Origin of the sequence: Rhodococcus sp. 05-2254-6 (assembly GCF_002258565.1) — a bacterium.
In the GTDB taxonomy this organism is placed as follows: Bacteria; Actinomycetota; Actinomycetes; order Mycobacteriales; family Mycobacteriaceae; genus Rhodococcoides.
The window spans coordinates 112,076-136,710 of the sequence record NZ_NOZF01000110.1 but is presented as its reverse complement, the minus strand read 5'-3'; the positions used below and the strand labels follow the sequence as shown (position 1 = coordinate 136,710).

Here is a 24,635-nt window from a genome sequence, read left to right as displayed (position 1 = left end):
GAGAGCATCCCGGGCAGCCGGGGATCCTATGCGGTGCTGACCGACGCAGGTATGGCCAAGGTCGTGGAATCGGCACCCGGGCACGTCGGCACGGTGCAGTCGCTGGTGTTCGAGGGTCTGTCCGACGCGGAGGTCGAGCAGCTCGGGACCCTGAGTTCGACTCTGCTGGCTCAGTTGGACAAGGGAATAGCAGCGGGAACCGGTCACGCCTGAGTGTCGGGGCCCAACAGGACGTCGGCGTCGAAGCAGGTATGTGTGCCGGTGTGGCATGCCGCGCCGACCTGATCGACGACCAGCAGCACGGTGTCACCGTCGCAGTCGAGTCGAACCTCGTGCACGTACTGCGTGTGACCCGACGTCTCACCCTTGACCCAGTACTGCTGCCTGGACCGCGAGTAGTAAGTGCCCTTACGGGTGTCGAGGGTTCGAGCGAGTGCCTCGTCGTCCATCCAGGCAACCATGAGTACCTGACCGGTGGATCTTTCCTGCACGACAGCGCTGAACAGCCCGGCCTCGTTGCGCTTGAGCCGCGCGGACAGCGTCGGGTCGAGTGTCATCGAAAATCCTCTTCGCTATCGAACGACGATGTGCTCGGCGCGCATCGCATCTTTGACCTGGCCGATGGTGAGATCGCCGAAGTGGAAGACACTCGCGGCAAGAACGGCGTCCGCTCCGGCGTGCACTGCCGGCGAGAAGTGCTCGACGCTACCGGCTCCACCGCTGGCGATCACCGGCACGTGCACCGCAGACCGAACGGCGGCGATCATCGGCAGATCGAATCCAGCCTTCGTTCCGTCGGCGTCCATCGAATTGAGCAGGATCTCCCCGACGCCCAGTTCTGCACCGCGTACTGCCCATTCGACGGCGTCGATGCCGGTGCCGCGTTTGCCGCCGTGCGTGGTTACTTCCCAGCCCGACGGGGTGTCCTGCTGCCCCTGAGGGACGGTTCGGGCATCGACCGAGAGCACGATGCACTGTGAGCCGAACCGTTCGCTGAGCTCGCGCAACAACTCCGGTCGGGCGATCGCAGCGGTGTTGACGCTGACCTTGTCCGCACCGGCTCGCAACAGCCGATCCACATCGGCGACGGTGCGCACTCCCCCGCCGACGGTGAGCGGGATGAAGACCTGCTCGGCGGTGCGGCTGACGACGTCGAGCATCGTGCCCCTGTCCGAGGTCGACGCGGTGACGTCGAGGAAGGTCAGTTCGTCGGCACCCTGCGCGTCGTAGGCGGCCGCGAGCTCCACGGGATCGCCTGCGTCACGGAGGTTTTCGAAGTTGACTCCCTTGACGACCCGTCCGGCGTCGACGTCGAGGCACGGAATCACTCTGACCGCGACGCTCATCGCACCGGTCCTTCCAGATAGTCGACGGGATCACCGAGTTCGGTGATCACCTTCAGCAATTCTTCGTGCACTCCTGGCCCGGCTGCCAGGACCGATGCAGAGTCGACGGTCCAGGGTTCACCCGCGAGGTCGGTCACGATTCCGCCTGCTGCGCGTACCAGCAGCGCACCGGCCGCGTTGTCCCAGGCACGGTGACCGAAGACGACTGCGCCGCCGAGTACTCCGCTGGCCGTGTACGCCAGATCGACTCCGGTGGCACCGTGCATCCGCAGTCGCGAGGAATGCATCGACAACTCTTCGAGAATGCGGAATCGGAACCGGCCCGGCAGCGAACCGCGGCTGGCGACGTTGAACGCACCGAACCCGATCATGGACTCGCGCAACGCTTTCGGCTTCAGCGCCGGGAGGGCGACACCGTTGAGCAGCAGGGGCCCGCCTGCCACAGCGCCGAAACGCTGATCCACCAACGGCAGCCAGGTGAGCCCGAGCACCGGCTCGCCGTCGTCGAGCAACGCCAACAACGTTCCGGCCGAGGGCAATCCCGACGAGTAGTTGAAGGTCCCGTCGATCGGGTCCAGCACCCAGACGAGTCCCGAGTTCAGGTCCGGTCCCCCGAACTCCTCACCGTGAACGGCGATTCCGGTGGCCTCGAACAATTCCGCACCGAGCCGCCGCTCGAGTTCCAGGTCCACCGCCGTGGCGAAGTCGTCGGGGCCCTTCTGCACCGCGCTCGGTGCGCCGACGCCGGCGACGAACCGATCGTGGATGCCGTCGAGCAGACCGCCGGCGATCTCGAGCAGACGAGTCGGGTCCTCGGGAACGGTCATTCCTGCGTTACCGAGACACCGCGGCGAGGGCGTCCGGGAGTGTGAAACGTCCGGCGTACAGCGCCTTTCCGACGATGGATCCCTCCACCCCGCGGTCGACGAGTCCGGCGATCGCCTCCAGGTCTGCAATCGTGGACACGCCACCCGACGCGATGACCGGCTTGTCGGTCTTGGCACACACATCGGCGAGCAGTTCCAGGTTGGGTCCGGTCAACGTGCCGTCCTTGGTGACGTCGGTGACGACGTAGCGCGAGCACCCGTCGCGCTCGAGCCGCTCGAGAACCTCCCAGAGGTCGCCGCCGTCGCTCACCCAACCGCGACCGCGCAACCGCGGCGCTCCGTCGACGATGAGCACGTCCAGACCGACGGCGACACGATCACCGAACTCGCCGATCGCGCGGGAGCACCACTGCGGATCTTCGAGGGCTGCGGTGCCGAGATTGACTCGCGCGCAACCGGTCGCCAGCGCCGCGCGCAGCGACTCGTCGTCACGAATTCCGCCGGACAGCTCCACCTTGACGTCGAGCTCGCCGACGACCGACGCCAGCAGCTCGCGGTTGGATCCGCGGCCGAACGCAGCGTCGAGATCGACGAGGTGGACCCACTCGGCACCGTCGTTCTGCCACGCGAGTGCGGCGTCGCGAGGCGACCCGTACTTCGTTTCGCTTCCTGCTTCTCCTTGAACGAGACGGACAGCTTCGCCGCCTGCGACATCGACAGCAGGCAATAAGACCAGGCTCACGTGCGGTTATGCTACGGGCCGAGCGTGTGTGAACTCAAAACGGGTCGACTGTGGTGCTACCGGAGTTCCTTGCGCGTCATGCGGGTGGACACCACGCCCATGGCCGCGATCGCGCCGACCACACCGGCCAACGCGATGACCAGACCCACCCCGGCGCTCGGCTGCAGCACCGCGATCAGTGCCGTCGCGAGGGCGAGCACGATCACGGCTGCACCGAGTGCTCGAAAGGCCAAGCGCCCGAGTGAGAACTCGCGCTCGCTCACACCGATCGGACCCAGTTCTCCAGCAGCGCGGCCCCGGCGTCACCGGACTTCTCCGGGTGGAACTGAGTGGCCGAGAGCGCACCGTTCTCCACTGCAGCGAGAAACCGGCCGCCGTGATCGGCCCAGGTGAGCAACGGGGCAGCGATGGCGTCGCTGAGTTCGAGCTCCCACTGCTGCGCGGCGTAGGAATGGACGAAGTAGAACCGGGTCTCGGGATCGATGCCGTCGAACAGCACGCTCTTCTCCGGTGCCTCGACGGTGTTCCACCCCATGTGGGGCAGCACCTCGGCCTGCAAACGCTCCACCGTTCCCGGCCACTCCCCGCAACCGTTCGCCTCGACACCGAACTCGACGCCGCGGTCGAACAGGATCTGCATTCCGACGCAGATGCCGAGCACGGGACGTCCGCCGGCCAGGCGACGGCCGATGATGCGGTCGCCCTTCACCGCCAACAGACCTTCCATGCAGGCGGCGAACGCACCGACACCGGGAACGACCAACGCTTCTGCGTTCAGAGCCTCGTCGAAGTCAGAGGTCACGGTCACATCGGCACCGACCCGGGCGAGAGCTCTCTTCGCCGAGTGCAGATTGCCCGAGCCGTAATCGAGCAACACCACAGAAGTCATGTGGGAAGTCTATCGGGGCGTGGTCTCGCGATGAGCGCCACCGCCGCGACGACGACCACCGTGGCAGCCGCGGCGGCGAATCCGGCGGTGTACCCCACACTTGTCGCCAGGACGCCGAGGGCGAGTGCGCCCGCCCCGGTCCCCGCGTCGAAGCTGATGTTCCAGACGGCGCTCGCGCTGCTGTAACGGGCGGGGCCGGCTGCGTCGAACGCCATCACGAGACTGTCGTTCTGGCATGCGCCGTACCCGATTCCGAACAGGACGGCTGCGACGAAGAACAGCGCCGCTGGCATGTTGCCGAGCGCGGCGATTGCGAAGAGAGCGATGCCGATCGCCGCCGACACCAGAGCCGGAAACACGGAGCGTCCGATTCCGATTCGGTCCGCCACCGACCCTGCGACGTATCGTCCGACGAGCATCGCGGCGCTGACGACGGCCAGTGCGAGTCCGATCATCGCGGCTCGGTTCGATTCGGCGATCGGCAACAGACTGGTGATTCCCCCGTATGCCGCGGACACCGAGGCAACGACGAGACACGGCACCAGGAATCGACGTACATCGAGGCGAACCCGCTCGATCCTCGGCGGCTGCGGTGCGGGCCGGGTCGGCGGCAACAGCGCCACTCCGATCAGGCCGGCTGCGGGCACCAGAGCACCGAGGACGAACACGGCCGTCGGACTCGCCGCGAAAATCACCAGACCCAGTGGCAGCGTGACCATCTGAGACAAGGCGACGGCGATGCCCTGCGCGCCCGTTGCCCGGCCGAGCAACGCCGTCGGAGCGAGCTCGGCGACGATGGCGGCACCGGCGACCGTCAACATTCCGAACCCGGTGCCCCGCAGGGCGGACACCGCCAGCGCCGGAGCGGCCTCGACGGAGACGATGAACAGCAGCGCGGGTAACCCGAGGAGCAAGCATCCGGCCGCGAGAACCGCGCGGTGGCCGACCTTCATCAGCATGCTCGGCACGAACAGTTGAGTGATCACCGTCGTGGCCATGAAGATCGCGGTACTGGCAGCCGCCACTGCATCCGATGCCCCCGACTGGGACACCGCGAGGGGGACCACCGGAAGCAGCAGTCCCCAGCCACCGAACGACGCCGCACCCATGGCCATCGCGGCCGGAAGACCGCGGATGGAGCTCAGGCCGCTCAACGCACGAGCGCCGATCGACCGATCACAGACTTCCCTTGGTGGACAGCACACCGGTGACGCGGGGGTCGTACTCCGTTGCCTGACGCAGCGCCCGAGCCACTGCCTTGAACTCGGCCTCGGTGATGTGATGCTGGTCGCGGCCGTAGATCACCCGGACGTGCAGTGCGATCCGGGCATTCGAGGCCAGCGTCTCGAACACGTGCTTGTTGATCACCGTGGAGTACGGAACGCCGGGATAGCCGCCGATGACGGAGTGCACCATGTAGTCCGGCTCGCCGGTGTGTACGCAGTACGGACGACCGGACACGTCGACGGCCGCGTGCACGAGCGTTTCGTCCATCGGAATGAACGAGTCACCGAACCGAGTGATGCCCGCCTTGTCGCCGAGGGCCTGACCGAGGGCCTGGCCGAGCACGATCGCGGTGTCCTCGACGGTGTGGTGCGCCTCGATCTCGATGTCGCCCTTCGCGCGCACCGTCAGGTCGAAACGAGCATGGGTACCGAGCGCGGTGAGCATGTGGTCGTAGAACGGAACGCCGGTGGAGATGTCGACGATGCCGGTGCCGTCGAGGTTCAGCTCCACCGAGATGTCGGATTCCTTGGTGGTGCGCTCGATCTTGGCGATGCGGGGAGCGGGTGTGGTCACTTCGGTGCCTCTGCTGTTTCGGTCGATGCAAGTGCTGCGCTGACGGTGAGGAATCGGTCGTTCTCGTGCGCCAGTCCGATGGTGACGCGAAGATATCCGGGAATACCGACGTCCCGGATGAGCACGCCTTCGTCCAGGTATTGCTGCCAGGTCGCGGCCGCATCGGAGAACCGGCCGAAGAGCAGGAAGTTGGCATCGGACGGCACCACGTCGTACCCCTGGTGGCCCAGCGCCGCTGCCACCCGATCCCGTTCGGCGGACAGTTCGGCGACGCTCCCGAGAGTGTCCGAGGCGTGCCGCAGCGCCGCCCGCGCAGCTGCCTGCGTGACGACCGAGAGGTGATAGGGCAAGCGCACCAACAGCATTGCGTCGACAACGGCCGGGGCGGCAACGAGATATCCCAGCCGACCGCCGGCGAACGCAAACGCCTTGCTCATCGTTCGGCTGACCACGATCTTGCTCGGATAGCTCTCGATCAACCCGATCGCGCTCGGCGCAGAGGAGAACTCGGCATAGGCCTCGTCGACCACCACAATTCCCGGTGCCGCGTCGAGGATTCGGCGCAGATCCGCCTCGTCGATGCTGTGGCCCGTCGGATTGTTGGGGCTGGTGACGAACACGACGTCGGGTCGACGTTCTTCGATCGCCTGGACTGCGTAGTCGACGTCGAGCGAGAAATCTGCCCGACGCTTTGCCGGGATCCATTCGGTCTGCGTCCCGGAGGAGATGATCGGGTGCATCGAGTACGACGGCACGAAGCCCAGCGCGGTGCGATCCGGTCCCCCGAACGCCTGCAGCAACTGCTGCAGAATCTCGTTGGAGCCGTTGGCCGCCCACACGTTGGCCGCGTCGACAGCGAAGCCGGTCTGCTCGGTGAGGTACCGGGCGAGGTCGGCCCGTAATTCGTCGGCATCGCGATCCGGGTAACGGTGCAGCTGCCCGGCGGCGATCCGAACGGAGTCCGCCACATCGTCGATCAAGGCCTGCGTCGGCGGGTGCGGATTTTCGTTGGTGTTCAGCTGAACCGGCACGGTGAGCTGCGGCGCACCATACGGTGATTTGCCGATCAGTGCTTCACGCAGCGGAAGGTCGTCCAGCGAGACCGCTTGCCCCAGAGCATCGGTCATGATGGGTCACCGGTGCGCAACCCTTCGAACCGCAGCCGCACCGCTTCGCCGTGAGCCGGCAGATCCTCGGCATTGGCCAGCGCAATAACATGTGCCGCAACATCTTTGAGCGCGGCTTCGCTGTAGTCCACCACATGGATTCCGCGCAGGAACGTCTGCACACTCAGGCCGGACGAGTGGCGCGCGCATCCCGCAGTCGGCAGAACGTGATTGGAACCGGCGCAGTAGTCACCGAGGCTCACCGGAGACCACGCTCCGACGAACACGGCACCGGCGCTGCGCACCCGGGCTGCGACGTCGGACGCGTCCTTCGTCTGGATCTCGAGGTGCTCGGCGGCGTAGGCGTTGACCACGGCCAATCCCTGCGTGACGTCGTCGACCAGCACGATGCCGGACTGGCTTCCGTTCAGTGCGGTGGCCACGCGTTCTGCATGCCGGGTGGACGCCATCTGTGCGTTGACGGCCTCGTCCACGGCATCGGCCAGTTCGATACTGTCGGTGACCAACACGCTGGCCGCCATGACGTCGTGTTCGGCCTGGCTGATGAGGTCCGCTGCCACGTGAATCGGGTCCGCGGTGGCGTCGGCGAGAATCGCGATCTCGGTTGGTCCTGCCTCGGAGTCGATTCCGATGAGCGAGCGACACAGTCGCTTGGCGGCCGTGACGTAGATGTTGCCCGGACCGGTGATCAGATCGACCGGTGCCAACTCGCCGCCGTCGGTGTCGACGCCGCCGTAGGTGAGCAGCGCGACACCCTGTCCACCGCCGACGGCCCAGACCTCGTCGACGCCGAGCAGCTGCGCCGCAGCCAGGATCGTCGGGTGCGGCAGGCCGCCGAAGTTCTTCTGCGGCGGCGATGCCACCACCAGAGAGCCGACGCCTGCGATCTGCGCGGGCACCACGTTCATCACGACCGACGACGGATACACGGCGTTGCCGCCGGGCACGTACAGGCCGACGCGATCGACGGGGATCCAGCGTTCGGTCACCGTGCCGCCGGGTACCACCTGGGTGGTGTGGTCGGTTCGACGCTGATCCGAGTGCACCAGACGGGTTCGTTCGATCGCGACCTCGAGAGCAGCGCGAACATCGGAATCGAGCTCGGCGAGGGCCTTGACCAGTTCTTCCTGCGGGACGCGAATGCGATCCGGCCGGACGCCGTCGAACTTCTCACTGAACTCGAGCGCAGCCTCGGTGCCGCGTTCGCGGACGGCATCGACGACGGGGCGAACCTGATGCAGCACCGAATCGACATCCACTCCGCCTCGAGGAAGTGCGCCGCGTAGCTCGGCGGTGGATGGAGTTCGTCCGCGTAGATCGACGCGGGCGAGCTCGATGCGGGCAGGCATAGTGGGCCCCTTCGTGAAGTCGGTTCGGTGCCGGGGTTCGGTCGAAACAGTGTGGTTCGAACACCCAGGATAGTTCCACCGAATTCCGCTCAGCCCCGCACGTCCCACAGATGATGGATGGGGTCGTGAATGTAGTAAGCGGCCAGTGATTCGACCGAGAAGTTGGATCCGTCGCTGCGCCGACCGGTCCGATGCCGATTCTCGGGCGGAACAGCGGCGAAATCGTCGGCAAGAGCGCGAGCGGCGTCACCGAGTTCCGACTCCACTGTCGCAGGATCCTGGGAGTAGTAGTCGTCCGCCAGCGCAGTGGCGTCCTGGTCCCAGTTGGCGAACTCGGGATCGTCCTCGGTCAGCACCAGCGCCAGCCGGGTACGGAAGATGCGGTGCGCGTCACGTACGTGCGCGGCGTACTCGAGGGCGGACCACGTCGAGTCGTCGGGTCGCAGTTCAACGTTATCGCGCCGCAGAACCGTTTCCCAACGCTCGACGTCTTCGCGAATAAGGTCCGGGATGTCGTCGTATACGACGGCACTGGAGTCGAACCCGCAATCCGGGCAGGCTCGTTCGAGTACCCAGGTCCAGTTCTTGGTGTCGGGATCGATCGGCATGCCGGTCAGACTAGATGCAGGTCAGGCGTAGCGGGCGGCCAGGTTGTGCAGCGTGCTCTTGATGCCCTGCGCGTTCTTCTGCGGCATCTTGAACAGTTCCAGCATCTTCGGGGACTTCGCTGTTGCGTACTTGAAGCTCTCGGTGACCGTCGTCAGGCCGGGCTGCTTCTCCTCGAACTCCCAGCGCCAGCTGTGCCCCAGTGGATGCTGCCACTCGACGACCTTGTGCTTGTCTGCGTCGACGAACTCGGTGACGGTGCTGGTGATCTTGTACGGCACGCCGTACTGCTTCATGCCGACCGAGAATGTGGCACCGCTACTGAGACGATCGGGGCCTTTGACGGTGTCCTTGACGGTTCCGGACCCGTCGAGTTCGCCGTGGCGGCGCGGATCGGCCACGATCGCGAACAATTCGGCCGCAGGCGCTCGAACCTCGGTCTGCTTGGAAACTTGCTGGGGTCCTGTGTCGATGGTTCTGATGTCTGCCATTCGGGAGGTCTACCCCGTCGCGCTGCGTTCGACACCCGCTGCCGGGCGGAATCGGAGTTGACGGGCGTAGTTCAATGAACGCATGTCCTGGTCAGTGTGGCTCGCATTCCTCGGCGCGAGTATCGTCATCAGTCTCTCCCCCGGTGCCGGTGCCATCGCGTCGATGTCCACCGGGCTTCGCTACGGCCTACGCCGCGGATATTGGAACATCTTCGGGTTGCAGATCGGGTTGCTCCTGCAGATCGGCATCGTCGCCGTCGGGCTCGGAGCTGTTCTGGCGAACTCCGCGCTGGCCTTCACCGCCATCAAGTGGTTCGGCGTCGCCTACCTGGTCTATCTGGGCGTTCGGCAATGGCGTGCGGCCCCCACCGATGTCGCCGACGCTCCAGCGGTGGCCGACCGCGGAACGACGATGCTCGCCCGCGGGTTCCTCGTCAACGCGAGCAACCCGAAGGCGGTCGTCTTCATGGTCGCAGTGCTCCCCCAGTTCCTCGACCCGGCTCGGCCCCTGCTCGCCCAGTACCTCGCGATCGCGGCCACGATGGTGGCAGTCGACATGCTGGTGATGACCGGATACACCTCCCTGGCATCTCGGGTTCTGCGGCTGATGAAGTCGCAGCGCCAGCAGAAAACGATGAATCGCACGTTCGCCGGGATGTTCTTCGCCGCTGCGACGTTTCTCGCGACCGTCCGGCGCGTGACTCCGTGAGGAAATATCGCGTGATCATGAAGAACGCACTCGGCGGCGACCCGATCCGGATGGGACTGTTCGACACGCTTCTCGAGGCCAACACGTGGATCCAGGACGTCGGCAAGCGGGACGAGCACGAACTGGGCACCTATACGGTCGAGGTAGTCGACGAGTGAGTGGGCGATGCCCGTGTTCGAGCGGTGACACGTTCGACGCATGCTGCGAGCCGTATCTGCTCGGAGTAGCGAACGCACCGACGGCGGAGACACTGATGCGCTCGCGATTCACCGCGTTCGCCGTCGCAGACGTGGACTACCTCCGTAGATCGTGGCATTCCGACACCGCTCCGGCCGAGCTGGAATTGGACCCCGATCAGCGGTGGTATCGCCTGGACATTCTGGCAACCGACGCCGGTGGATTGTTCGACGACGCGGGGACCGTCGAATTCCGAGCTCGGTACAAGCATCCCGACGGGGCGGGCTCGATGACCGAGGTGAGCCGCTTCGTCCGAGTGGACGGCCGCTGGCGTTACCTCGACGGGGTGGTCTCCCGCTAGAGGTTGCGGAGCTTTGTCGGCCGATTACCGGCGGTACGACGTGCTTCCTGCTTCTCCTTGATGCGTTCGGCATCCTTGCGCACCTGAATCTGGGTGCGACGCTCCCGGACGAGCCACTGCGGCGGGCTGGCGACGAGTTCTTCGATCGCCTCGTTGGTGAGCGCTTCGGTGACACCGCCGCGGGCCAGCCCCGCGATGGACACGCCGAGCTTCTTCGCGATGACGTCGCGGGGGAAAGGTCCGTTGGTCTGCAGGTCGGTCAACCACTGCGGCGGATCGCTGCGCAGTGCGTCCAGTTCGGACCTGCTGACCATCGAGTTCTGAAACTCTTCGGGTGCTGCGGGTAGGTAGATGCCGAGCTTGTTCGCCGCGGTCAATGGCTTCATGGTCTGCTGCTTGTTCTCCGGGCTCACCGGAACAGCTTATCCGGCCATCGGCACTCTCGACGCCACGGTCGCTCGCCGCCCGCGTCGTCCCATAGGCTCGACACCGTGAACATCGATGTGCAGACACTGCGCTGGTACGCGGCGGTGGCGCAGCAACTGCATTTCGCGCGCGCTGCTCAGTCACTGGGAATCTCGCGAATCCGCTTGAGCAAGACGGTGGTGGAACTCGAGGAACAGCTCGGCGTCGATCTGTTCGTGCCGGGGGCATCCCCCACCGAGCTCACTGCCGACGGCCGCGATCTGCTCGAGCGGGCGCTGGTGGAGATCGCCGAGGACGATCGACTCTCGGAACTCGCGCAGGTTGCTGCTGCCGAGCCGACGACGTTCACCATCGGGTATGCCGAGGGAGTGACGCTGACGAAATGGACGCGCATCTGGGCTGATCGGTTCCCTGATGTCACGCTCTCCGTGGTCGCGACCACACCCGAGACACAGGTGGCGGCGTTGCGCGACGGCACGGTCGATGTCGGCTTCGTTCGTCCGCCGATCGATCGCGAGGGCCTCAACGCGATCGGTCTCTACCAAGAAGTACAGGTCGTGGTGGTACCCAAGGACCACGCCGTCGCCGCATTCGATTCGGTCACCGCGACCGATCTCGCCGACGAGCACTTGCTCGCAGACCCCGCGACCGTGCCCGAATGGGCAGCTGTGGCAACCGAACTCACGACCGGCAATCGCCCGGAACTTCCGCCGATGAACTCCGCCGCGGAGACGTTCGAGTACGTGGCTGCCGGGCTGGGGGTGGCGATCGTGCCGCACTCGGTGGCGCGTTTCAACGCCCGTAAGGACCTCGTCTACCGCCCCGTGACCGACGTCGAGCAGTCGCAAATCGCACTGGCCTGGGTCGCCGAACGCGAGGACGACCGCATCGAGGAATTCATCGGCATCGTCCGCGGCCGCTCGACCCGCAGCTCACGCGGTGTATCGGACGAGGCACCGGTCAAGAAGAAGAAAGCGCACCCCTCCAAACCTGCTCGCCCCGTTGCCAAGACGAAAACGAACGCCCGACGCAGCGGGAAGCGCCGCTGAATCTGCACCCTCGCGCCGGCCCGAATCCTGGACGAACCTGTGTTCGAAAGTTTGTCGGTGGGTCGCGGTAGATTCTGTTCATGCTTTCGGGGGACGGCGGATCAGGGGTGGACGGCATCGATGTGGTGCCGCCTGCCCCTGACGTGTCCGATCCCGAGTTGTCGGCATTCGTGGAGCGGGTCGAGTCTGCGGTTGCCGAGTTGGCGGGGCAGGCGTCGGTGTCGTGGACGAACGCCGACCGGCGTGCGGTGATCCAACGCATGGAGATGCTGACACGGTCGCTGACCGCGTACTCATACACCTGGCTGAACGAGTTGATTTCTCAGCATGGCCTCGACGTGTATCCGGGCTCGGTCCCGTCGTCGGTGGCGTGGATGCTGCGGATCACCCCACGAGCAGCAGGAGCAAGAGTGCGTCTGGCTGCGGAGTTGGGGGATCGCACCTCGTTCTCCGGTGAAATTCTGGCCCCGTTGCTGCCGCACACCGCCGAAGCACTGCGGGCGGGGTTGCTCGACGCCAAGCACGTGCAGATGATCCGCGAATTCTTCCGTCATCTGCCCTCGAGTGTCGATCCGCAGACCCGCGATCTCGCCGAACAACAGTTGGTGGAACAGGCAGTGAAATTGCGGCCGGACGATTTCGCGCCGGTGGTGGCGTGCCTGGACGCGATGGTGAACCCGGACGGCGACCACGATGATGACGATGACGATGACGACGGAAACCCGCCGAAGCCGCGGAAGCGGAGGGATGCGTTCTTCTACCTCGGCGAGCAAGGGGTCGACGGGATGTCGGAAGGGAAATTCTGCGTCGACCCCGAACTACGGGCCTACCTCGAGGCCCTGTTCTCCAAAGCGGCAAAACCGGGCATGTACAACCCCGCAGACCCGACATCGATCGTCCACGACGAGAACGGAAGCGACGAGGACGACCAGACCTCGGGCGAGGATGCTGACGCACGACCGCAGCCCGGCACCACGCCCCGCGAAGCAGGGGCGAGTGATGCAGGATCGGGGGACTCCAATTCCGAGACACCACCGCTACCTGAGCGTAAAGACCGGTGGCGAAGTGATGCGGGACTCTGGGACGACGGTCCATGTGGCTGTGACGGCCATTGCGGTGACGGCCCTTGCGGTCACGACGAGTGCGGAGGCGGCATCGAATGCGGTTGCGGTACAGGCTCTGACGACACCTCCCCCGACGGCACCTCCTCCGACGACACTTCCTCCGACGGCCCTGCTGCCAGGCGTACCGCTGCCGGGCACGGCGATACCGAGAGCAGTGAGGCACGGGCCGAGGCGGCGGCGTCAACGCGCGAGGCCGCCGTCCAGCGTGACATCCGCACCCAGAACGAACGTCGTCACGACGCCCTGAAGGTGGCACTCCGGCACACCCTCGCCTCCGGGACCCTCGGCACCCACCGAGGCCTGCCCGTCACCGCGATCGTCACCATGAGCCTGAAAGATCTGGAAGCCGGCTGCGGATACGCGAAGACCGCCACCGGATCACGAGTGTCGATCCGCGACGCGATCCGCATGGCTTCCCACGCACACCACTACCTGACGATCTTCGACGACGACGGCAGAGCCCTCTATCTGGGTCGATCGAAACGCATCGCCTCCGCAGACCAACGCATCGTGCTCATCGCCCGAGACCGTGGCTGCAGCTTCCCCTCCTGCACCCGCCCCGCAACCTGGTGCCAAGCCCACCACCTCACCGACTGGATCGACGGCGGCAACACCGACATCGACGGATTGACCTTCGGCTGCGACATGCACCACGCACTCGTCGGCACCGGACCCGGAAAGTGGGCAACCACGAAAACCGGAGCAGCACATCGCTATCCGGGCCGCACCCTGTGGCATCCACCGGCCGGGATGGACCCACGTAGGCGTGGGCTGATCAATCACGCACACCACCCCGAAGAGGTGCTGTATCCACCCGACCAGCATGACGACACCGGCGACGAGGAACCACGACAACCCGCCTGACCACCCACACCAGTCTCAGGGCACAGCCCTGCCTGCACCCGCGCTGACGTGATTCAGCGAACCGGGTGGCGCTTTCGATTGTGAATCAGAACAGCTACCCCGAGTCCCACCAACGTCAACAGAAGCGGTGCAGCGATGACGAGGGAAGCGTCGATCGCCACGAACAGAATGAGCAGCAACGCTGCTGCCAGGAAATACACGGCGGCGAAACGTGGAGTCCACAGGACGGAGTCCATTCCACACCTCCTTGCGTACGAACTACTTGTCGTTACCGAAGGTAACTGAAAGGAGTCGGATGCACTAGAGGCCAAGGCCCCGCAGACGGTCGATCTCACGACGATCGCGCTTGGTGGGCCTGCCTGCCCCTCGATCACGCCTCGGCACGGAAGCCAGTACTTCCTTCGGGGGCGGCGGCGGACTGCGATCGATCAAGCACTCCGGCACGACCGCTGCGCCGACGCGTTTGCCGATGGCCCGCACCACGACGACGATCTTCTCCACTCCGTCGGACCGGAGCCTGATCTCGTCGTCGGGGCCGATGCGATGCCCGGGTTTGGCAGGAGTTCCGTTGACACGGACGTGGCCGCCGCGGCAGGCAGCAGCGGCGGCAGACCGCGTCTTGAACAACCGGACCGCCCAGATCCAACTGTCGAGGCGGACACTCTGAACTTCCATCTTCGAACGAATTCCTCACATTGCGAGGCTCGACTACATGTCCAGGCCGAGATCGAGCACTGTCACCGAGTGTGTCAGACCGCCGACAGCAAGAAAGTCGACCCCCGTGCGCGCATAGTCACGTGCCACGTCGACGGTCAGGCCACCCGAGGATTCCAGCTTCGTCTGCGGCGCGAACTTGTCTCGGCGCTGCACGGCCATCTGCGTCTGCCACAGCGCGAAGTTGTCCAGCAGAACGAGTTCGACGTTCTCCGCCAGCACCTGGTCGAGTTGCTCGAGGCTGTCGACCTCGACCTCGCACGCGATGTCGGGAGCCGCAGCCCGCACCGCGTTCAGAGCGGCGACGACCGAACCTGCCGCTGCCACGTGATTGTCCTTGATCAGCGCGGCATCGCCCAGACCCATCCGGTGATTGACGCCACCACCTGCGCGTACCGCGTACTTCTGCAGCGAACGCAACCCCGGCAACGTCTTTCGACTGTCCCGGATCTTGCACTCGGTGTCTGCGACCTCGGCGACCCAGCCGGCCGTCGCAGTGGCGATTCCAGAGAGATGGCAGACGATGTTGAGCATCGTGCGTTCGGCAGTGAGCAGACCCCGCGTCGGCGCCTCGACCGTCAGAACGGCCTGTCTCGGTTCGACCTCGGATCCGTCCTCGATGCGATGCACGACGGAGTATCCGTCGGCTCCGATCACCTCGTCGAGAACCAGGAGGCCGACGTCGATCCCGGCGATCGTGCCGAACTGGCGCGGAACCACCGACGCCGTGGTGACAGCATCCTCGGATACCGTCGCCAGCGTGGTGATGTCGGGTCCGAACCGCAGGTCCTCGTCGAGCGCGGTCCGGATCAGTGCGAGTACCTCGGCGCGATCGACGCCCGGGTTCACCTCGTTCGCAGTATCGGTCATGTCAGCGTGCTCCCGTCATCACGTCGTCGTTCACGATCGCCAACCGTCCATCGGGATCTCGTTCGATGTGCAGGCTTCGACGTTGCGCCGGTGCACTCTCGGGGAAATCCCGTCGGGTGTGGCACCCTCTGCTTTCGCGGCGGTGGTTCGCGGCCAGCACGATGACCTCCGCCGCAGCGGTCAACGCAGCATCCTCGACAGCACGTGCATCGACCGGCGGTTCCGACACGACACAGTGGGCCAGGACGCGTTGCGCCGCAGCAAGACCCGTTGCATCGCGTACGACGCCGACCTCGGCGGTCATGGTTCGCTGCAGCACCGCGCGGTCGATGCGGCGATACGTGGGCAATGCGACATCCGAAATGCTGCCGTGTCGGCCGACCCGTTCGGCAGCCACGTAGGCCGCGCGCTCACCGACGACGAGACCCTCGAGCAGACTGTTCGACGCCAACCTGTTGGCACCGTGCAAGCCGGTGCGCGCCACTTCGCCTGCGGCGAGCAAGCCGGGAACCGAGGTGCGCCCGGATGTATCCGTCGCCACGCCCCCGCACGAGTAGTGCGCTGCGGGTGCCACCGGAATCAGGTCCGTCGCCGGATCGATTCCGGCCTCGAGGCACGAGGCGGTCACGGTCGGGAACCGTTCGTGGACGCGTTCCACCGCGCGGGCATCCAGCAGAACGTGGTCGTCACCACGCTCGTGCAGCAGCTCGGCGATGGCGCGGGACACCACGTCGCGTGGCGCGAGGTCGCCGAGGGGATGCACTCCCGCCATGAAGGCACGGCCGGTGACATCGACCAGGCGGGCTCCCTCTCCCCGCACTGCCTCACTGATCAACGGGCGGCGGCCCGTCGACCCCGCGGCGAACAACACCGTCGGATGGAACTGCACGAATTCCAGATCCGCGATCCGAGCACCGGCGTCGAGGGCGAGGGCGATGCCGTCGGCCGTCGCGCCGGACGGGTTGGTGCTGCACGAGAAGAGTTGTCCCAGTCCGCCGGTCGCGAGCAGCACCGTCGGGCAATGAACGACGCCGACACCGCGAGGCCCGCGCACGAGCAGACCGACCACCTCGCCGTGGGTGGTCAGTACCCGCAGCGCGGTGGTGTCGAACTGCACCGTGGGCACGGACGCGTCCAACGTGCGCTGCACCTCCGCTCCGGTGGCGTCTCCCCCGGCATGAACGATGCGACGAACGCTGTGGCCACCCTCGCGGGTCCGCGCAACGGTGCCGTCGGCCGCTAGGTCGAACTGAGCGCCCGCAGCTTCGAGCGAGGTGATCGCCGCCCGCCCGCCGGAGACGATGGAACGCACCGCGTCCTCGTCGCACAGGCCGGCACCGACGACGCAGGTGTCGGCCACATGCGATTCGATAGAATCCTCGAGTTCGGGGCCGACGACCGCGATCCCACCCTGGGCGTACTGCGTCGCGGTGTCGGTGGAACGCCCCTTGCTGACGGTCAGCACCCGCAGGCCGCGAGCTGCCGCCGTGCGAGCCGCGGTGAGTCCGGCAATTCCACCGCCGACCACGACGAGATCGGCCGCGGTTTCCCACGCGACCGATGGATTCACTCGCCGCCGCCAGGGGTGCCGATCTCGATCATCCGCTGCACCGACTTGCTCGCGATGTTCGCGGTCTCGAGGTCGACGTGCACCTCGTCGCGCCCCTCGACGAGGCAGCGCAGCAGAGCAGCAGGGGTGATCATCTTCATGTAGCCGCACGATGCGCGGTCGTTGACGGCGAGGAAGTCGACGTCGGGTGCCGCCATCCGCAGCTGATGCAGCATGCCGATCTCGGTGGCGACCAGAACCTGCTTGGACGCGGTGGTGCGGGCAGCGTCGAGCATGCCGCCGGTGGAGAGGATCTTGACCTTGTCGGCGGGTACGAACCCCTCGCCTGCGAGGTACAGAGCCGATGTGGCGCAGCCGCATTCGGGGTGCACGTACAGCTCGGCATCGGGGTGGGTGCGAGACTTCTCGGCCAACTCGTCGCCGTTGATACCGGCGTGCACATGGCATTCTCCGGCCCAGATGTGCAGGTTCTCGCGCCCGGTCACGCGCTTGACGTGCGCGCCGAGGAACTGATCGGGCAGGAACAGGATGTCGCGGCCCGGATCGATCGACTCGACGACCTCGACGGCGTTCGACGAAGTGCAGCAGATGTCGGTCAGTGCTTTGATCTCGGCGGTGGTGTTGACGTACGAGACGACGACGGCGTCGGGAAAATCGGCCTTCCATTCGCGGAGCTGGTCTGCGGTGATGGAATCGGCCAGTGAGCAGCCGGCGCGCTGGTCCGGGATGAGGATCGTTTTCTGTGGGCTCAGGATCTTTGCCGTCTCGGCCATGAAATGAACTCCGCAGAACACGATCGTGTCCTCGGAGACCTCGGCGGCCATCCGCGAGAGCGCGAGCGAGTCGCCGACATGGTCGGCAACGTCCTGAATCGCAGGCAGCTGGTAGTTGTGCGCGAGCAGCGTCGCGCCGCGCAGATCGGCGAGCCGTCGAACCTCTGCCGCCCACTCGGGAGTTGCCTCCACTCCCCCGTAACCACCTGCTCCGTCGACGATGTCGCGAACTCCGGCGAATGCCGAGTCCAGGATGTTCACCCGGGTAGCGCTGCTGGTCATGACGGTTCTCCTTCACCGATCATCCGGTCGTCGGTGACCGAATTTCCTCCGAGGGAGTTTTCGACCTATGATCGAAAACGTGACCTATCGTAGCACCGTCCACGAAGTACTCATTGCGGTGTTCCAAGTTCGAGCCTTTTCCGACCCCGACGCCCCGGAACTGGCGGTGCTGCTGTGGCAGCGCGCCCTCGACCCCGAGGCCGGCACCTGGTCGCTGCCCGGTGGCACGCTGCGCGACGACGAGAACCTCGCCGCCTCCGCGCGCCGTCAGCTCGCCGAGAAGGTCGACGTGCGCTCGGTGGCGCACCTCGAGCAGCTGTCGGTCTTCAGCGAACCCGAACGCGTACCGGGAGATCGGCGGATCGCGTCGACCTTCCTGGGCCTGGTACCGATCTCGGCCGAGCCGACACTTCCCTCGGACACCGCATGGCACCCGGTTGCGGCACTGCCCGACATGTCGTTCGATCACGGAACCGTCGTCGCGCACGCGAGACATCGACTGGTCGCCAAACTCTCGTACACCAACATCGGATTCGCACTGGCTCCGGTCGATTTCGCCATCTCGTCGCTGCGCGAGATCTACGGTGCCGCACTCGGATATCAGGTCGATGCCACCAACCTGCAGCGGGTGCTGAGCCGGCGCGGAGTGATCGAACCCACCGGACGGCGCGCGCCGTCGGGCAAGGCCGGTGGTAGGCCGCCTGCACTGTTCCGCTTTGCCGACAACAGCATTCGAGTCACCGACGAGTTCGCCGCATTGCGACCGCCCCAGGCGTGAACGGCTGCTGTCAGTCGGCTCGATTCGAGTCGAACGACGGTGGCGGCGGGAAGAACTCGACATCGAGGTCGTCCGGATCGGGATCGGTGTGTTGCAGATTGTCGTTGGGATTCATCGCGGCCAGAAGCATGATCACCAGCGAAGCCATCAGCGCCTGAACGATCAGCACCTGCGGAGTCTCGATACTGGGCGCAACGGTGACGATCGACCCGACCGCCGGATCGGTGACCTTCGGAAACCGAAGAGCAGCAATCCCGTTGCCCACCAGGATCGCAGCGACCGAGCCGACGAGTGCGCCGACGAAGACGGCACCGAACAGCCGTGGCCCCCGCTCGGACCTCCACAGCCACCACCCGATCGGGAGAACGAGACCGAGGGCCAAGGAAAGGAACGAGAACATCGCAAGCCCGTCGAAGCTGTGCAGGCTCTCCCCGGTCAGGGCCGCCCCACGATCCTGCGCCACCACGAGCAACTGCTGCGCCGGTGCCAGGAATCCCCACAGCATCCCACCCAGAGCCGAGACTGCCACCGAGATTCCGACAACCACCGACAACACCCGAACGGTGCTGCTCCGCGGCGGCACTTCGAGAACGTCCGACGTGACCACCTAGCGCCTACCCGTCGTGGCCGAATCGACGAGGCCGTGACGCGAGCACAGCGACGTCCACCCGTCGGGGACGATCTGCACCACCAGGCGGCGACCGCATTCTGCGCAGAACCGCGGCGGCTCCAAACCGAGCCGGACGGCGACCGACAACGAACCCGCACTCACCTCGGCTCCGGCGTCGACAGGCCGACCGGTGTACGGGTCGTAGTGGGTCTCGCTCGTCATTCGACCCACCCTAATACGCCCATCAGATCGTCGAGTTCAGCGCTTTGATCGGCATCTGCAGCTCGCCGAGAAGATCGAGATCCTGCTCCGCCGGGCGGCCGAGTGTCGTCAGGTAGTTGCCGACGATGACGGCGTTGATCCCGCCGAGAATTCCCTGCTTGGCACCGAGGTCGCCGAGGGTGATCTCGCGTCCGCCTGCAAATCGCAGAATCGTGCGTGGCAGAGCGAGACGAAACGCGGCGACGGCGCGCAGAGCATCGGACGCCGGCAGCACATCGAGATCTCCGAACGGCGTTCCAGGCCTGGGGTTGAGGAAGTTCAGGGGCACCTCGTCGGGTTCGAGAGCAGTGAGATCGGCGGCGAATTCGGCCCGCTGCGCGAGCGTCTCCCCCATACCGAGAATTCCGCCGCAGCACACCTCCATGCCGGCCTCCCGCACCATGCGCAGGGTATTCCACCGCTCCTCCCAGGTATGGGTGGTCACCACGTTCGGGAAATACGAGCGAGAGGTCTCGAGATTGTGGTTGTACCGATGCACGCCCATCGCCGCGAGCTGATCGACCTGGTCCTGGTCGAGCATGCCGAGCGAGCACGCGATATCGATCTCGACTTCGTTCCGGATGGCTTCGATACCGGCGGCGACCTGCGCGAGCAGCCGAGCGTCGGGGCCGCGCACCGCCGCGACGATGCAGAATTCCGTGGCTCCGGTCTTCGCGGTCTGCTTCGCAGCTTCCACCAGCGACGGAATGTCGAGCCACGCAGCACGAACCGGGGAAGCGAAAAGTCCGGACTGCGAACAGAAGTGACAATCCTCGGGACACCCACCGGTCTTGAGGCTGATGATTCCTTCCACCTCGACCTCGGGCCCGCACCACTTCATCCGCACCTCGTGGGCCAACAGCATCGTCTCCTCGAGACGGTCGTCGCCGAGCTCGAGAACCTCGAGAACCTGAGATCGATCGAGCGCGATGCCGTCGCCGAGCACCTGAGTACGCGCCGTGCGCAAAATGTCCATTCCGGGTCCCCTCGTAGTCGAACGGCATCATCATTGAACACCGTTCAAGTTGAACGGCGTTCACGTTAGGCGCCGGGCTCGGCTACTGTCAAAGCGAAGATGCGTCGAACGACTTGGGGGCAGCAGTGCAACTGAACAGGCAGGACGTCCTGGACGGCGCGATCGCCATTCTCGACGAGTACGGCCTGGCAGACCTGACGATGCGGCGACTCGCTATGTCGCTGCACGTGCAACCCGGCGCGCTGTACTGGCACTTCCCCAACAAACAGACGCTGCTCGGTGCCATCGCCGATCACATACTCTCCGGTGCCGATGCGCCGTCCACCGAAGATTCGTGGGACGCACAGATCGGGCAGATCGCCCACCGACTGCGCGACGCCCTTCTCTCCCGACGCGACGGTGCCGAATTGGTGGCCGCGACCTACGCGTCGAGGCTGACCACCAACCACATTCGCGAACGCATTGCCGCCGTGTGCATTCGAGCGGGACTGCCGCGACGCGACGCGGAACTCACCGCCGACACGTTGCTGTACTACATCCTGGGCCAGACCGTGGACGAGCAGGCGCGCCTACAGATGGACTCCGTCGGAGCCCTCACGCCCGACGCGTCACCGCTCTTCGAAGAACCCGACCCGACGAGCAGATTCGATTTCGGACTGAAGCTCTTCCTCGACGGAGTACGGCATACCGCGGCGGACCGCATCCGCCACTAGTCGATCAGAATTCGGCGAAGACGATCCGCCCGTTCCCGTTGTCCAAAGTCATGGTTCCGTCGTCCCGAGACCACCGCGGGGTGGAGGTCAGGAACTCCGACAGCCACCGGTCCTGCTCCATCAACGCCTCCGGGCAGGCCATCCGCGTCGACCCGAGAGAGTCGATGGTGATCCTGCCCTGCGAGGTGTCCACGGTGCCGAACAACCTGTTGCACCCGGCCTCGGCCGAGATTCGGTCGTCGACGAACTCGAGCCTGACCGTCGTTCCGGCGACCGGCGTGTAGGAGTCGGGTGCCTCGACCGACGAGTACGTCTTGCCGGCCGGGAATTCACCGTACGAGTCGGTGCACCCGGAGGCCACCGCACTCGCACCCAACGCGAGAGCGACCAGCGCGCGCCGCGCGTCAGCCACCGAAGATCGGCCCCAGACCGGCCGCACCGGCATTTCCGCGGGACGCGAACGGGTTGTCGTGCACCATGTACGTCCAGGTCGACGTCGGGCGTCGCAAGCCCGCTTCGTCCAGATCGATTCCGTCCGAGGTGATCTCGGCCGACTCGAACGTAGCGTGCGAGAGATCCATCGCCTTGGAGGACACCGTCTTGAACGCCTCGACAGCGATCCGGTGGTACTCGTCCAACGGATTCTCCCGACCCAGTGCGCGCAGGTGAATACTCTCGCGCACGTCGGCGAGGTGCGCGAGATAGTCCGACCACGACCGATCGAGGTGGTACAGAACGATCTGACGGGCGACCTCGACCAGAGTCTCCTCGGACACGTTCTCGCGCAACTCCTTCGAGCGCGCAGGCGCGTGCTGCTCGAGTAGCGTCAACGCCTCGTCGGTGTCGAGCAACGTGGCCCGGCGGCGGTCCAGGATCTCACGGTGCTGAGCCGTCAGCTGGTTGTAACGCCAGGTACGCGAATGTATCTCGAGCATCTGACCCTCGGCGATGCGCTGTGCATGATCGACGCGGTCGGCCGCAGCCGAGGAAGTGAACATTCCGCTCTCGTCGGTGTCCTTCGGTGCATCCTTGTCGCCGATGTTGTTCTTGACGACGTCGTCCTCCCAACTGCCGAAGAACAGCGAGCGCCCTGGATCTCCCTGCCTGCCTGCACGTCCGCGGAGCTGATTGTCGAGACGCTCGGTGGTGTGACGACCGGTACCGAGAACGAACAGTCCGCCGAGCTCGGCAATACGTTCGCGATCGGTGCCCTCGGGACCACCGAGCTTGATGTCGGTTCCGCGCCCGGCGATCTGCGTCGATACCGTCACTGCGCCGTGCACACCCGCCGCGGCGATGACCGCCGCTTCCTCGGCGTCGTTCTTGGCGTTGAGTACCACCACGTCGACGCCCGAGGCGGTGAGCGTCTCGGCCAGCGCCTCGGACTCGGCGACATCGTGGGTACCGATGAGAATCGGCTGACCGGTCTCGTGAATCTCTTTCACCTGCAATGCAATTGCAGCGTTCTTGTGCTCGATCGTGTCGTACACACGGTCGTCCTCGTCGACGCGCACCGTCGGCACATTGGGGGCGATGACCGAGACACCGAGGCTGTAGAACGTGCGAAGCTGCTCCCCCGCCGCCATGGCCGTACCGGTCATACCGCACACCGTTGCGTACCGGTTGATCAACGCCTGCACGGTGATCGTGTCGAGAATCTCACCGGTCTCGGTGGGGGCGAGCCCTTCCTTGATCTCGACCGCGGCCTGCAACCCGTCCGGCCAGCGCTGCAGTTCGGCCACTCGGCCACGTGAGGCGTTGATCAGCTGCACGCGTCCGTCACGAACGATGTAATCGACGTCGCGCTGGACCAGCACCTGGGCGTGCAGGGCCACGTTGACCGCAACCAACGTCGTCCCTACGTGCTGCTCGGAGTACAGGTCGATTCCGCCCAGTTCCTTCTCCATCCGCAACGCGCCCTCGTCGGTGAGGAACACGTTGCGTCCTTCGGCATCGGTGTCGAAATGAACGCCCTTGTCCAACAACCGGACTGCATCCATGACCGTCGAAGTCGAGACGTCACCGGAGACCGAACCGGCCAACACCAGCGGAACGAGCGCCTCGTCGACCAGCACGGAATCGGCCTCGTCGATCAGGGCAACGTCCGGCACGGGCGCGACCAGATCGTCGCGGTCGTTCACCAGATGATCACGCAGAACATCGAAACCAATTTCGTTGACCGAGGCATAGGTGATGTCGCAGGCGTAGGCGGTGCGCCGCTCCTGGGCAGTCGAGGACTCGCCGATGGAACCTACGGCGATACCGAGGGACTCGAACAGCGGTTGCATCCACTGCGCGTCGCGTTGCGCGAGAAAGTCGTTGACCGAGATGACGTGCACCGCGCGTCCGGACAACACGTATCCGACGGCAGCGATCGCGCCGGCCAACGTCTTGCCCTCGCCGGTTGCCATTTCCACCACGTCACCGGCGAGCAACCGCACGGCACCGTGCAGCTGCACGTCGAAGGGCCGTAGCTTCAGCGCACGCTCACTCGCCTCGCGCGTCAGCGCCAGATACCGCGGAACGTCGAGACGCTCGGCGGCGTCGACACGCAGCGCGGCCGCCTCGGTCGCCAATTCACTCTCGCTCAGGGCGGCTGCCCACTCCGCGTGCTCCCGGGCCCGGTCGACGCTTCGACGCGAGGTGCTCTGCGCCTTCTGTGCGGATCGGCCGAGTACACGCCAGAATCGGTCGGAGCCCAAAGCCATCTGTTATCCCTACCTGAGAAAGAAAAACCGTTCTCGCCCACAGTACCGATGCGGCTCCGCCCAGCTCTAGGCATCGAGCGGCGTCGTCACCGCGATCCGGCGCGTGCCGTCGTCCAACGTCACCACCTGATAGGCATTGCGCTCGGTTCCCACCGGCGAACCGTCGGAGTCGAGGTTCTCGAGAAGAAGATGCCCGACCCAGATACCCGGCACCTCGGCCTCGGTGACGATGTCGCGGGCCCGCACACCCTCGATTCCGCGCGACCGATAGTAGGTCTGCCCCTGCCGAAAGAACTCTCGGGTCTGCTGCGGCTCGGCGATCGCCGCACATCCCCGCGCTGTGACCGCCAGAGCCGGATAGTTGTAGATCTCGGCCAGACCGTCGAGATCACCCGAGGTCAGGTACCCCGTATAACGAGCGAAGAAGCTGTCGACCGATTCGTTGTCAGGTGTCATATCGACAACGGTAGGACCCATTCCCGTCAGGGCTGTG

At 65.6% G+C, this 24,635-nt stretch carries 31 protein-coding genes and 1 pseudogene; 8 read left to right on the top strand and 24 right to left on the bottom strand.

All coding sequences use genetic code 11. From position 1 onward, the window contains the following. Positions 1-213, top strand: a pseudogene (locus CH256_RS14235) (MarR family transcriptional regulator); the annotation flags it as partial. Here the strand turns inward: CH256_RS14235 and hisI are convergent. The 12 genes from hisI to CH256_RS14175 form a co-directional block, all read right to left on the bottom strand. After that, on the bottom strand, positions 204-557 hold the full coding sequence (gene hisI, locus CH256_RS14230) for a phosphoribosyl-AMP cyclohydrolase (protein ID WP_068052616.1): 354 nt from the start codon (positions 555-557) through the stop codon (positions 204-206). The pseudogene CH256_RS14235 and the gene hisI overlap by 10 nt on opposite strands. Before the next feature lie 15 nt (positions 558-572). Further along, positions 573-1,346 (bottom strand): imidazole glycerol phosphate synthase subunit HisF, encoded by a 774-nt coding sequence (gene hisF / locus CH256_RS14225; protein ID WP_068052619.1) that lies wholly within the window; start codon positions 1,344-1,346, stop codon positions 573-575. Beyond that, a complete protein-coding gene (locus CH256_RS14220) occupies positions 1,343-2,173 on the bottom strand; it encodes an inositol monophosphatase family protein (protein ID WP_094669888.1) in 831 nt (276 codons plus the stop codon). Before CH256_RS14220 ends, hisF begins: the two co-directional genes overlap by 4 nt. Positions 2,174-2,180: 7 nt before the next feature. After that, on the bottom strand, positions 2,181-2,915 hold the full coding sequence (priA, locus tag CH256_RS14215) for a bifunctional 1-(5-phosphoribosyl)-5-((5-phosphoribosylamino)methylideneamino)imidazole-4-carboxamide isomerase/phosphoribosylanthranilate isomerase PriA (RefSeq protein WP_008715867.1): 735 nt from the start codon (positions 2,913-2,915) through the stop codon (positions 2,181-2,183). Between the two features lie 56 nt (positions 2,916-2,971). Further along, positions 2,972-3,178, bottom strand: coding sequence for a hypothetical protein (locus tag CH256_RS14210; RefSeq protein WP_094669887.1), 207 nt, complete (start codon positions 3,176-3,178; stop codon positions 2,972-2,974). Then, positions 3,175-3,804 carry an imidazole glycerol phosphate synthase subunit HisH gene (gene hisH / locus CH256_RS14205; RefSeq protein WP_094669886.1) on the bottom strand — a complete coding sequence of 210 codons (630 nt, stop codon included), beginning with the start codon at positions 3,802-3,804 and terminating at the stop codon, positions 3,175-3,177. The genes CH256_RS14210 and hisH overlap by 4 nt, the downstream gene beginning before the upstream one ends. Beyond that, complete coding sequence (locus CH256_RS14200) at positions 3,801-4,919, bottom strand: MFS transporter (RefSeq protein WP_094669899.1); 1,119 nt, start codon at positions 4,917-4,919, stop codon at positions 3,801-3,803. The genes hisH and CH256_RS14200 overlap by 4 nt, the downstream gene beginning before the upstream one ends. Positions 4,920-4,980: 61 nt before the next feature. Continuing rightward, positions 4,981-5,604 carry an imidazoleglycerol-phosphate dehydratase HisB gene (hisB, locus tag CH256_RS14195; RefSeq protein WP_032394340.1) on the bottom strand — a complete coding sequence of 208 codons (624 nt, stop codon included), beginning with the start codon at positions 5,602-5,604 and terminating at the stop codon, positions 4,981-4,983. Continuing rightward, positions 5,601-6,731, bottom strand: coding sequence for a histidinol-phosphate transaminase (locus CH256_RS14190; protein WP_094669885.1), 1,131 nt, complete (start codon positions 6,729-6,731; stop codon positions 5,601-5,603). The genes hisB and CH256_RS14190 overlap by 4 nt, the downstream gene beginning before the upstream one ends. After that, positions 6,728-8,080 carry a histidinol dehydrogenase gene (hisD, locus tag CH256_RS14185; RefSeq protein ID WP_094669884.1) on the bottom strand — a complete coding sequence of 451 codons (1,353 nt, stop codon included), beginning with the start codon at positions 8,078-8,080 and terminating at the stop codon, positions 6,728-6,730. The genes CH256_RS14190 and hisD overlap by 4 nt, the downstream gene beginning before the upstream one ends. Before the next feature lie 89 nt (positions 8,081-8,169). Continuing rightward, on the bottom strand, positions 8,170-8,688 hold the full coding sequence (locus CH256_RS14180; RefSeq protein WP_094669883.1) for a DinB family protein: 519 nt from the start codon (positions 8,686-8,688) through the stop codon (positions 8,170-8,172). 21 nt (positions 8,689-8,709) lie between these two features. Continuing rightward, a complete protein-coding gene (locus tag CH256_RS14175) occupies positions 8,710-9,177 on the bottom strand; it encodes an SRPBCC family protein (protein ID WP_094669882.1) in 468 nt (155 codons plus the stop codon). Between the two features lie 82 nt (positions 9,178-9,259). Between CH256_RS14175 and rhtB the strand changes: the two genes are divergently transcribed. Genes rhtB through CH256_RS14165 form a run of 3 tightly spaced genes read left to right on the top strand, consistent with a single transcriptional unit; the run spans position 9,260 to position 10,424 of the window. After that, on the top strand, positions 9,260-9,886 hold the full coding sequence (rhtB, locus tag CH256_RS14170; protein ID WP_068052647.1) for a homoserine/homoserine lactone efflux protein: 627 nt from the start codon (positions 9,260-9,262) through the stop codon (positions 9,884-9,886). An 11-nt stretch (positions 9,887-9,897) separates the two neighbouring features. After that, positions 9,898-10,044, top strand: a complete 147-nt coding sequence (locus tag CH256_RS28100) for a hypothetical protein (protein ID WP_179272101.1) — start codon at positions 9,898-9,900, stop codon at positions 10,042-10,044. Further along, complete coding sequence (locus tag CH256_RS14165) at positions 10,041-10,424, top strand: YchJ family protein (RefSeq protein WP_094669881.1); 384 nt, start codon at positions 10,041-10,043, stop codon at positions 10,422-10,424. Before CH256_RS28100 ends, CH256_RS14165 begins: the two co-directional genes overlap by 4 nt. Here the strand turns inward: CH256_RS14165 and CH256_RS14160 are convergent. Next, positions 10,421-10,837 (bottom strand): DUF5997 family protein, encoded by a 417-nt coding sequence (locus CH256_RS14160; RefSeq protein WP_094669880.1) that lies wholly within the window; start codon positions 10,835-10,837, stop codon positions 10,421-10,423. The genes CH256_RS14165 and CH256_RS14160 overlap by 4 nt on opposite strands. A 78-nt stretch (positions 10,838-10,915) precedes the next feature. Between CH256_RS14160 and CH256_RS14155 the strand changes: the two genes are divergently transcribed. After that, positions 10,916-11,899 carry a LysR family transcriptional regulator gene (locus CH256_RS14155; RefSeq protein WP_094669879.1) on the top strand — a complete coding sequence of 328 codons (984 nt, stop codon included), beginning with the start codon at positions 10,916-10,918 and terminating at the stop codon, positions 11,897-11,899. An 80-nt stretch (positions 11,900-11,979) separates the two neighbouring features. Further along, complete coding sequence (locus CH256_RS14150) at positions 11,980-13,887, top strand: HNH endonuclease signature motif containing protein (protein ID WP_094669878.1); 1,908 nt, start codon at positions 11,980-11,982, stop codon at positions 13,885-13,887. A gap of 53 nt (positions 13,888-13,940) precedes the next feature. Here CH256_RS14150 and CH256_RS14145 read toward each other — a convergent pair whose 3' ends face one another. The 5 genes from CH256_RS14145 to nadA all read right to left on the bottom strand — a co-directional run bounded on the left by CH256_RS14145 (position 13,941) and on the right by nadA (position 18,096). Then, positions 13,941-14,123: a hypothetical protein gene (locus tag CH256_RS14145; protein ID WP_068052666.1), complete on the bottom strand. Its 183-nt coding sequence runs from the start codon at positions 14,121-14,123 to the stop codon at positions 13,941-13,943. 64 nt (positions 14,124-14,187) lie between these two features. Then, positions 14,188-14,562: an RNA-binding S4 domain-containing protein gene (locus CH256_RS14140; RefSeq protein WP_037192726.1), complete on the bottom strand. Its 375-nt coding sequence runs from the start codon at positions 14,560-14,562 to the stop codon at positions 14,188-14,190. A gap of 33 nt (positions 14,563-14,595) precedes the next feature. Beyond that, on the bottom strand, positions 14,596-15,471 hold the full coding sequence (gene nadC / locus CH256_RS14135; protein ID WP_068052672.1) for a carboxylating nicotinate-nucleotide diphosphorylase: 876 nt from the start codon (positions 15,469-15,471) through the stop codon (positions 14,596-14,598). 1 nt (position 15,472) lies between these two features. After that, positions 15,473-17,041, bottom strand: coding sequence for an L-aspartate oxidase (locus tag CH256_RS14130; RefSeq protein ID WP_094669877.1), 1,569 nt, complete (start codon positions 17,039-17,041; stop codon positions 15,473-15,475). After that, entirely contained in the window at positions 17,038-18,096 is a 1,059-nt protein-coding gene (gene nadA / locus CH256_RS14125; RefSeq protein ID WP_179272107.1) for a quinolinate synthase NadA, read from the bottom strand. Before nadA ends, CH256_RS14130 begins: the two co-directional genes overlap by 4 nt. Before the next feature lie 67 nt (positions 18,097-18,163). Here nadA and CH256_RS14120 point away from each other — a divergent pair, with 67 nt between their 5' ends. Beyond that, positions 18,164-18,874, top strand: a complete 711-nt coding sequence (locus tag CH256_RS14120) for an NUDIX hydrolase (protein ID WP_176460262.1) — start codon at positions 18,164-18,166, stop codon at positions 18,872-18,874. Positions 18,875-18,884: 10 nt separating this feature from the next. On the opposite strand, the gene CH256_RS14115 is transcribed toward CH256_RS14120, so the two are convergent. The 3 genes from CH256_RS14115 to bioB are packed head-to-tail and all read right to left on the bottom strand — an operon-like array spanning position 18,885 to position 20,721. Next, positions 18,885-19,481 (bottom strand): DUF2567 domain-containing protein, encoded by a 597-nt coding sequence (locus tag CH256_RS14115; protein WP_255183228.1) that lies wholly within the window; start codon positions 19,479-19,481, stop codon positions 18,885-18,887. Continuing rightward, positions 19,482-19,706: a biotin synthase auxiliary protein BsaP gene (gene bsaP, locus CH256_RS14110; RefSeq protein ID WP_094640104.1), complete on the bottom strand. Its 225-nt coding sequence runs from the start codon at positions 19,704-19,706 to the stop codon at positions 19,482-19,484. Positions 19,707-19,728: 22 nt separating this feature from the next. Then, positions 19,729-20,721 (bottom strand): biotin synthase BioB, encoded by a 993-nt coding sequence (gene bioB / locus CH256_RS14105; protein ID WP_068052684.1) that lies wholly within the window; start codon positions 20,719-20,721, stop codon positions 19,729-19,731. A gap of 125 nt (positions 20,722-20,846) precedes the next feature. Between bioB and CH256_RS14100 the strand changes: the two genes are divergently transcribed. Beyond that, positions 20,847-21,434 (top strand): TetR/AcrR family transcriptional regulator C-terminal domain-containing protein, encoded by a 588-nt coding sequence (locus CH256_RS14100; protein ID WP_094669876.1) that lies wholly within the window; start codon positions 20,847-20,849, stop codon positions 21,432-21,434. Positions 21,435-21,438: 4 nt separating this feature from the next. Here the strand turns inward: CH256_RS14100 and CH256_RS14095 are convergent, their stop codons facing one another. From CH256_RS14095 to CH256_RS14085, 3 genes are all read right to left on the bottom strand, one after another. Then, the gene (locus CH256_RS14095) at positions 21,439-21,846 is read right to left on the bottom strand and encodes an META domain-containing protein (protein WP_068052689.1); all 408 of its coding nucleotides are present in this window, start codon (positions 21,844-21,846) and stop codon (positions 21,439-21,441) included. Beyond that, positions 21,839-24,142 carry an accessory Sec system translocase SecA2 gene (secA2, locus tag CH256_RS14090; protein WP_094640107.1) on the bottom strand — a complete coding sequence of 768 codons (2,304 nt, stop codon included), beginning with the start codon at positions 24,140-24,142 and terminating at the stop codon, positions 21,839-21,841. The genes CH256_RS14095 and secA2 overlap by 8 nt, the downstream gene beginning before the upstream one ends. Before the next feature lie 66 nt (positions 24,143-24,208). Further along, positions 24,209-24,598 (bottom strand): hypothetical protein, encoded by a 390-nt coding sequence (locus CH256_RS14085; protein WP_094640108.1) that lies wholly within the window; start codon positions 24,596-24,598, stop codon positions 24,209-24,211. Between the last annotated feature and the right edge of the window lie 37 nt (positions 24,599-24,635).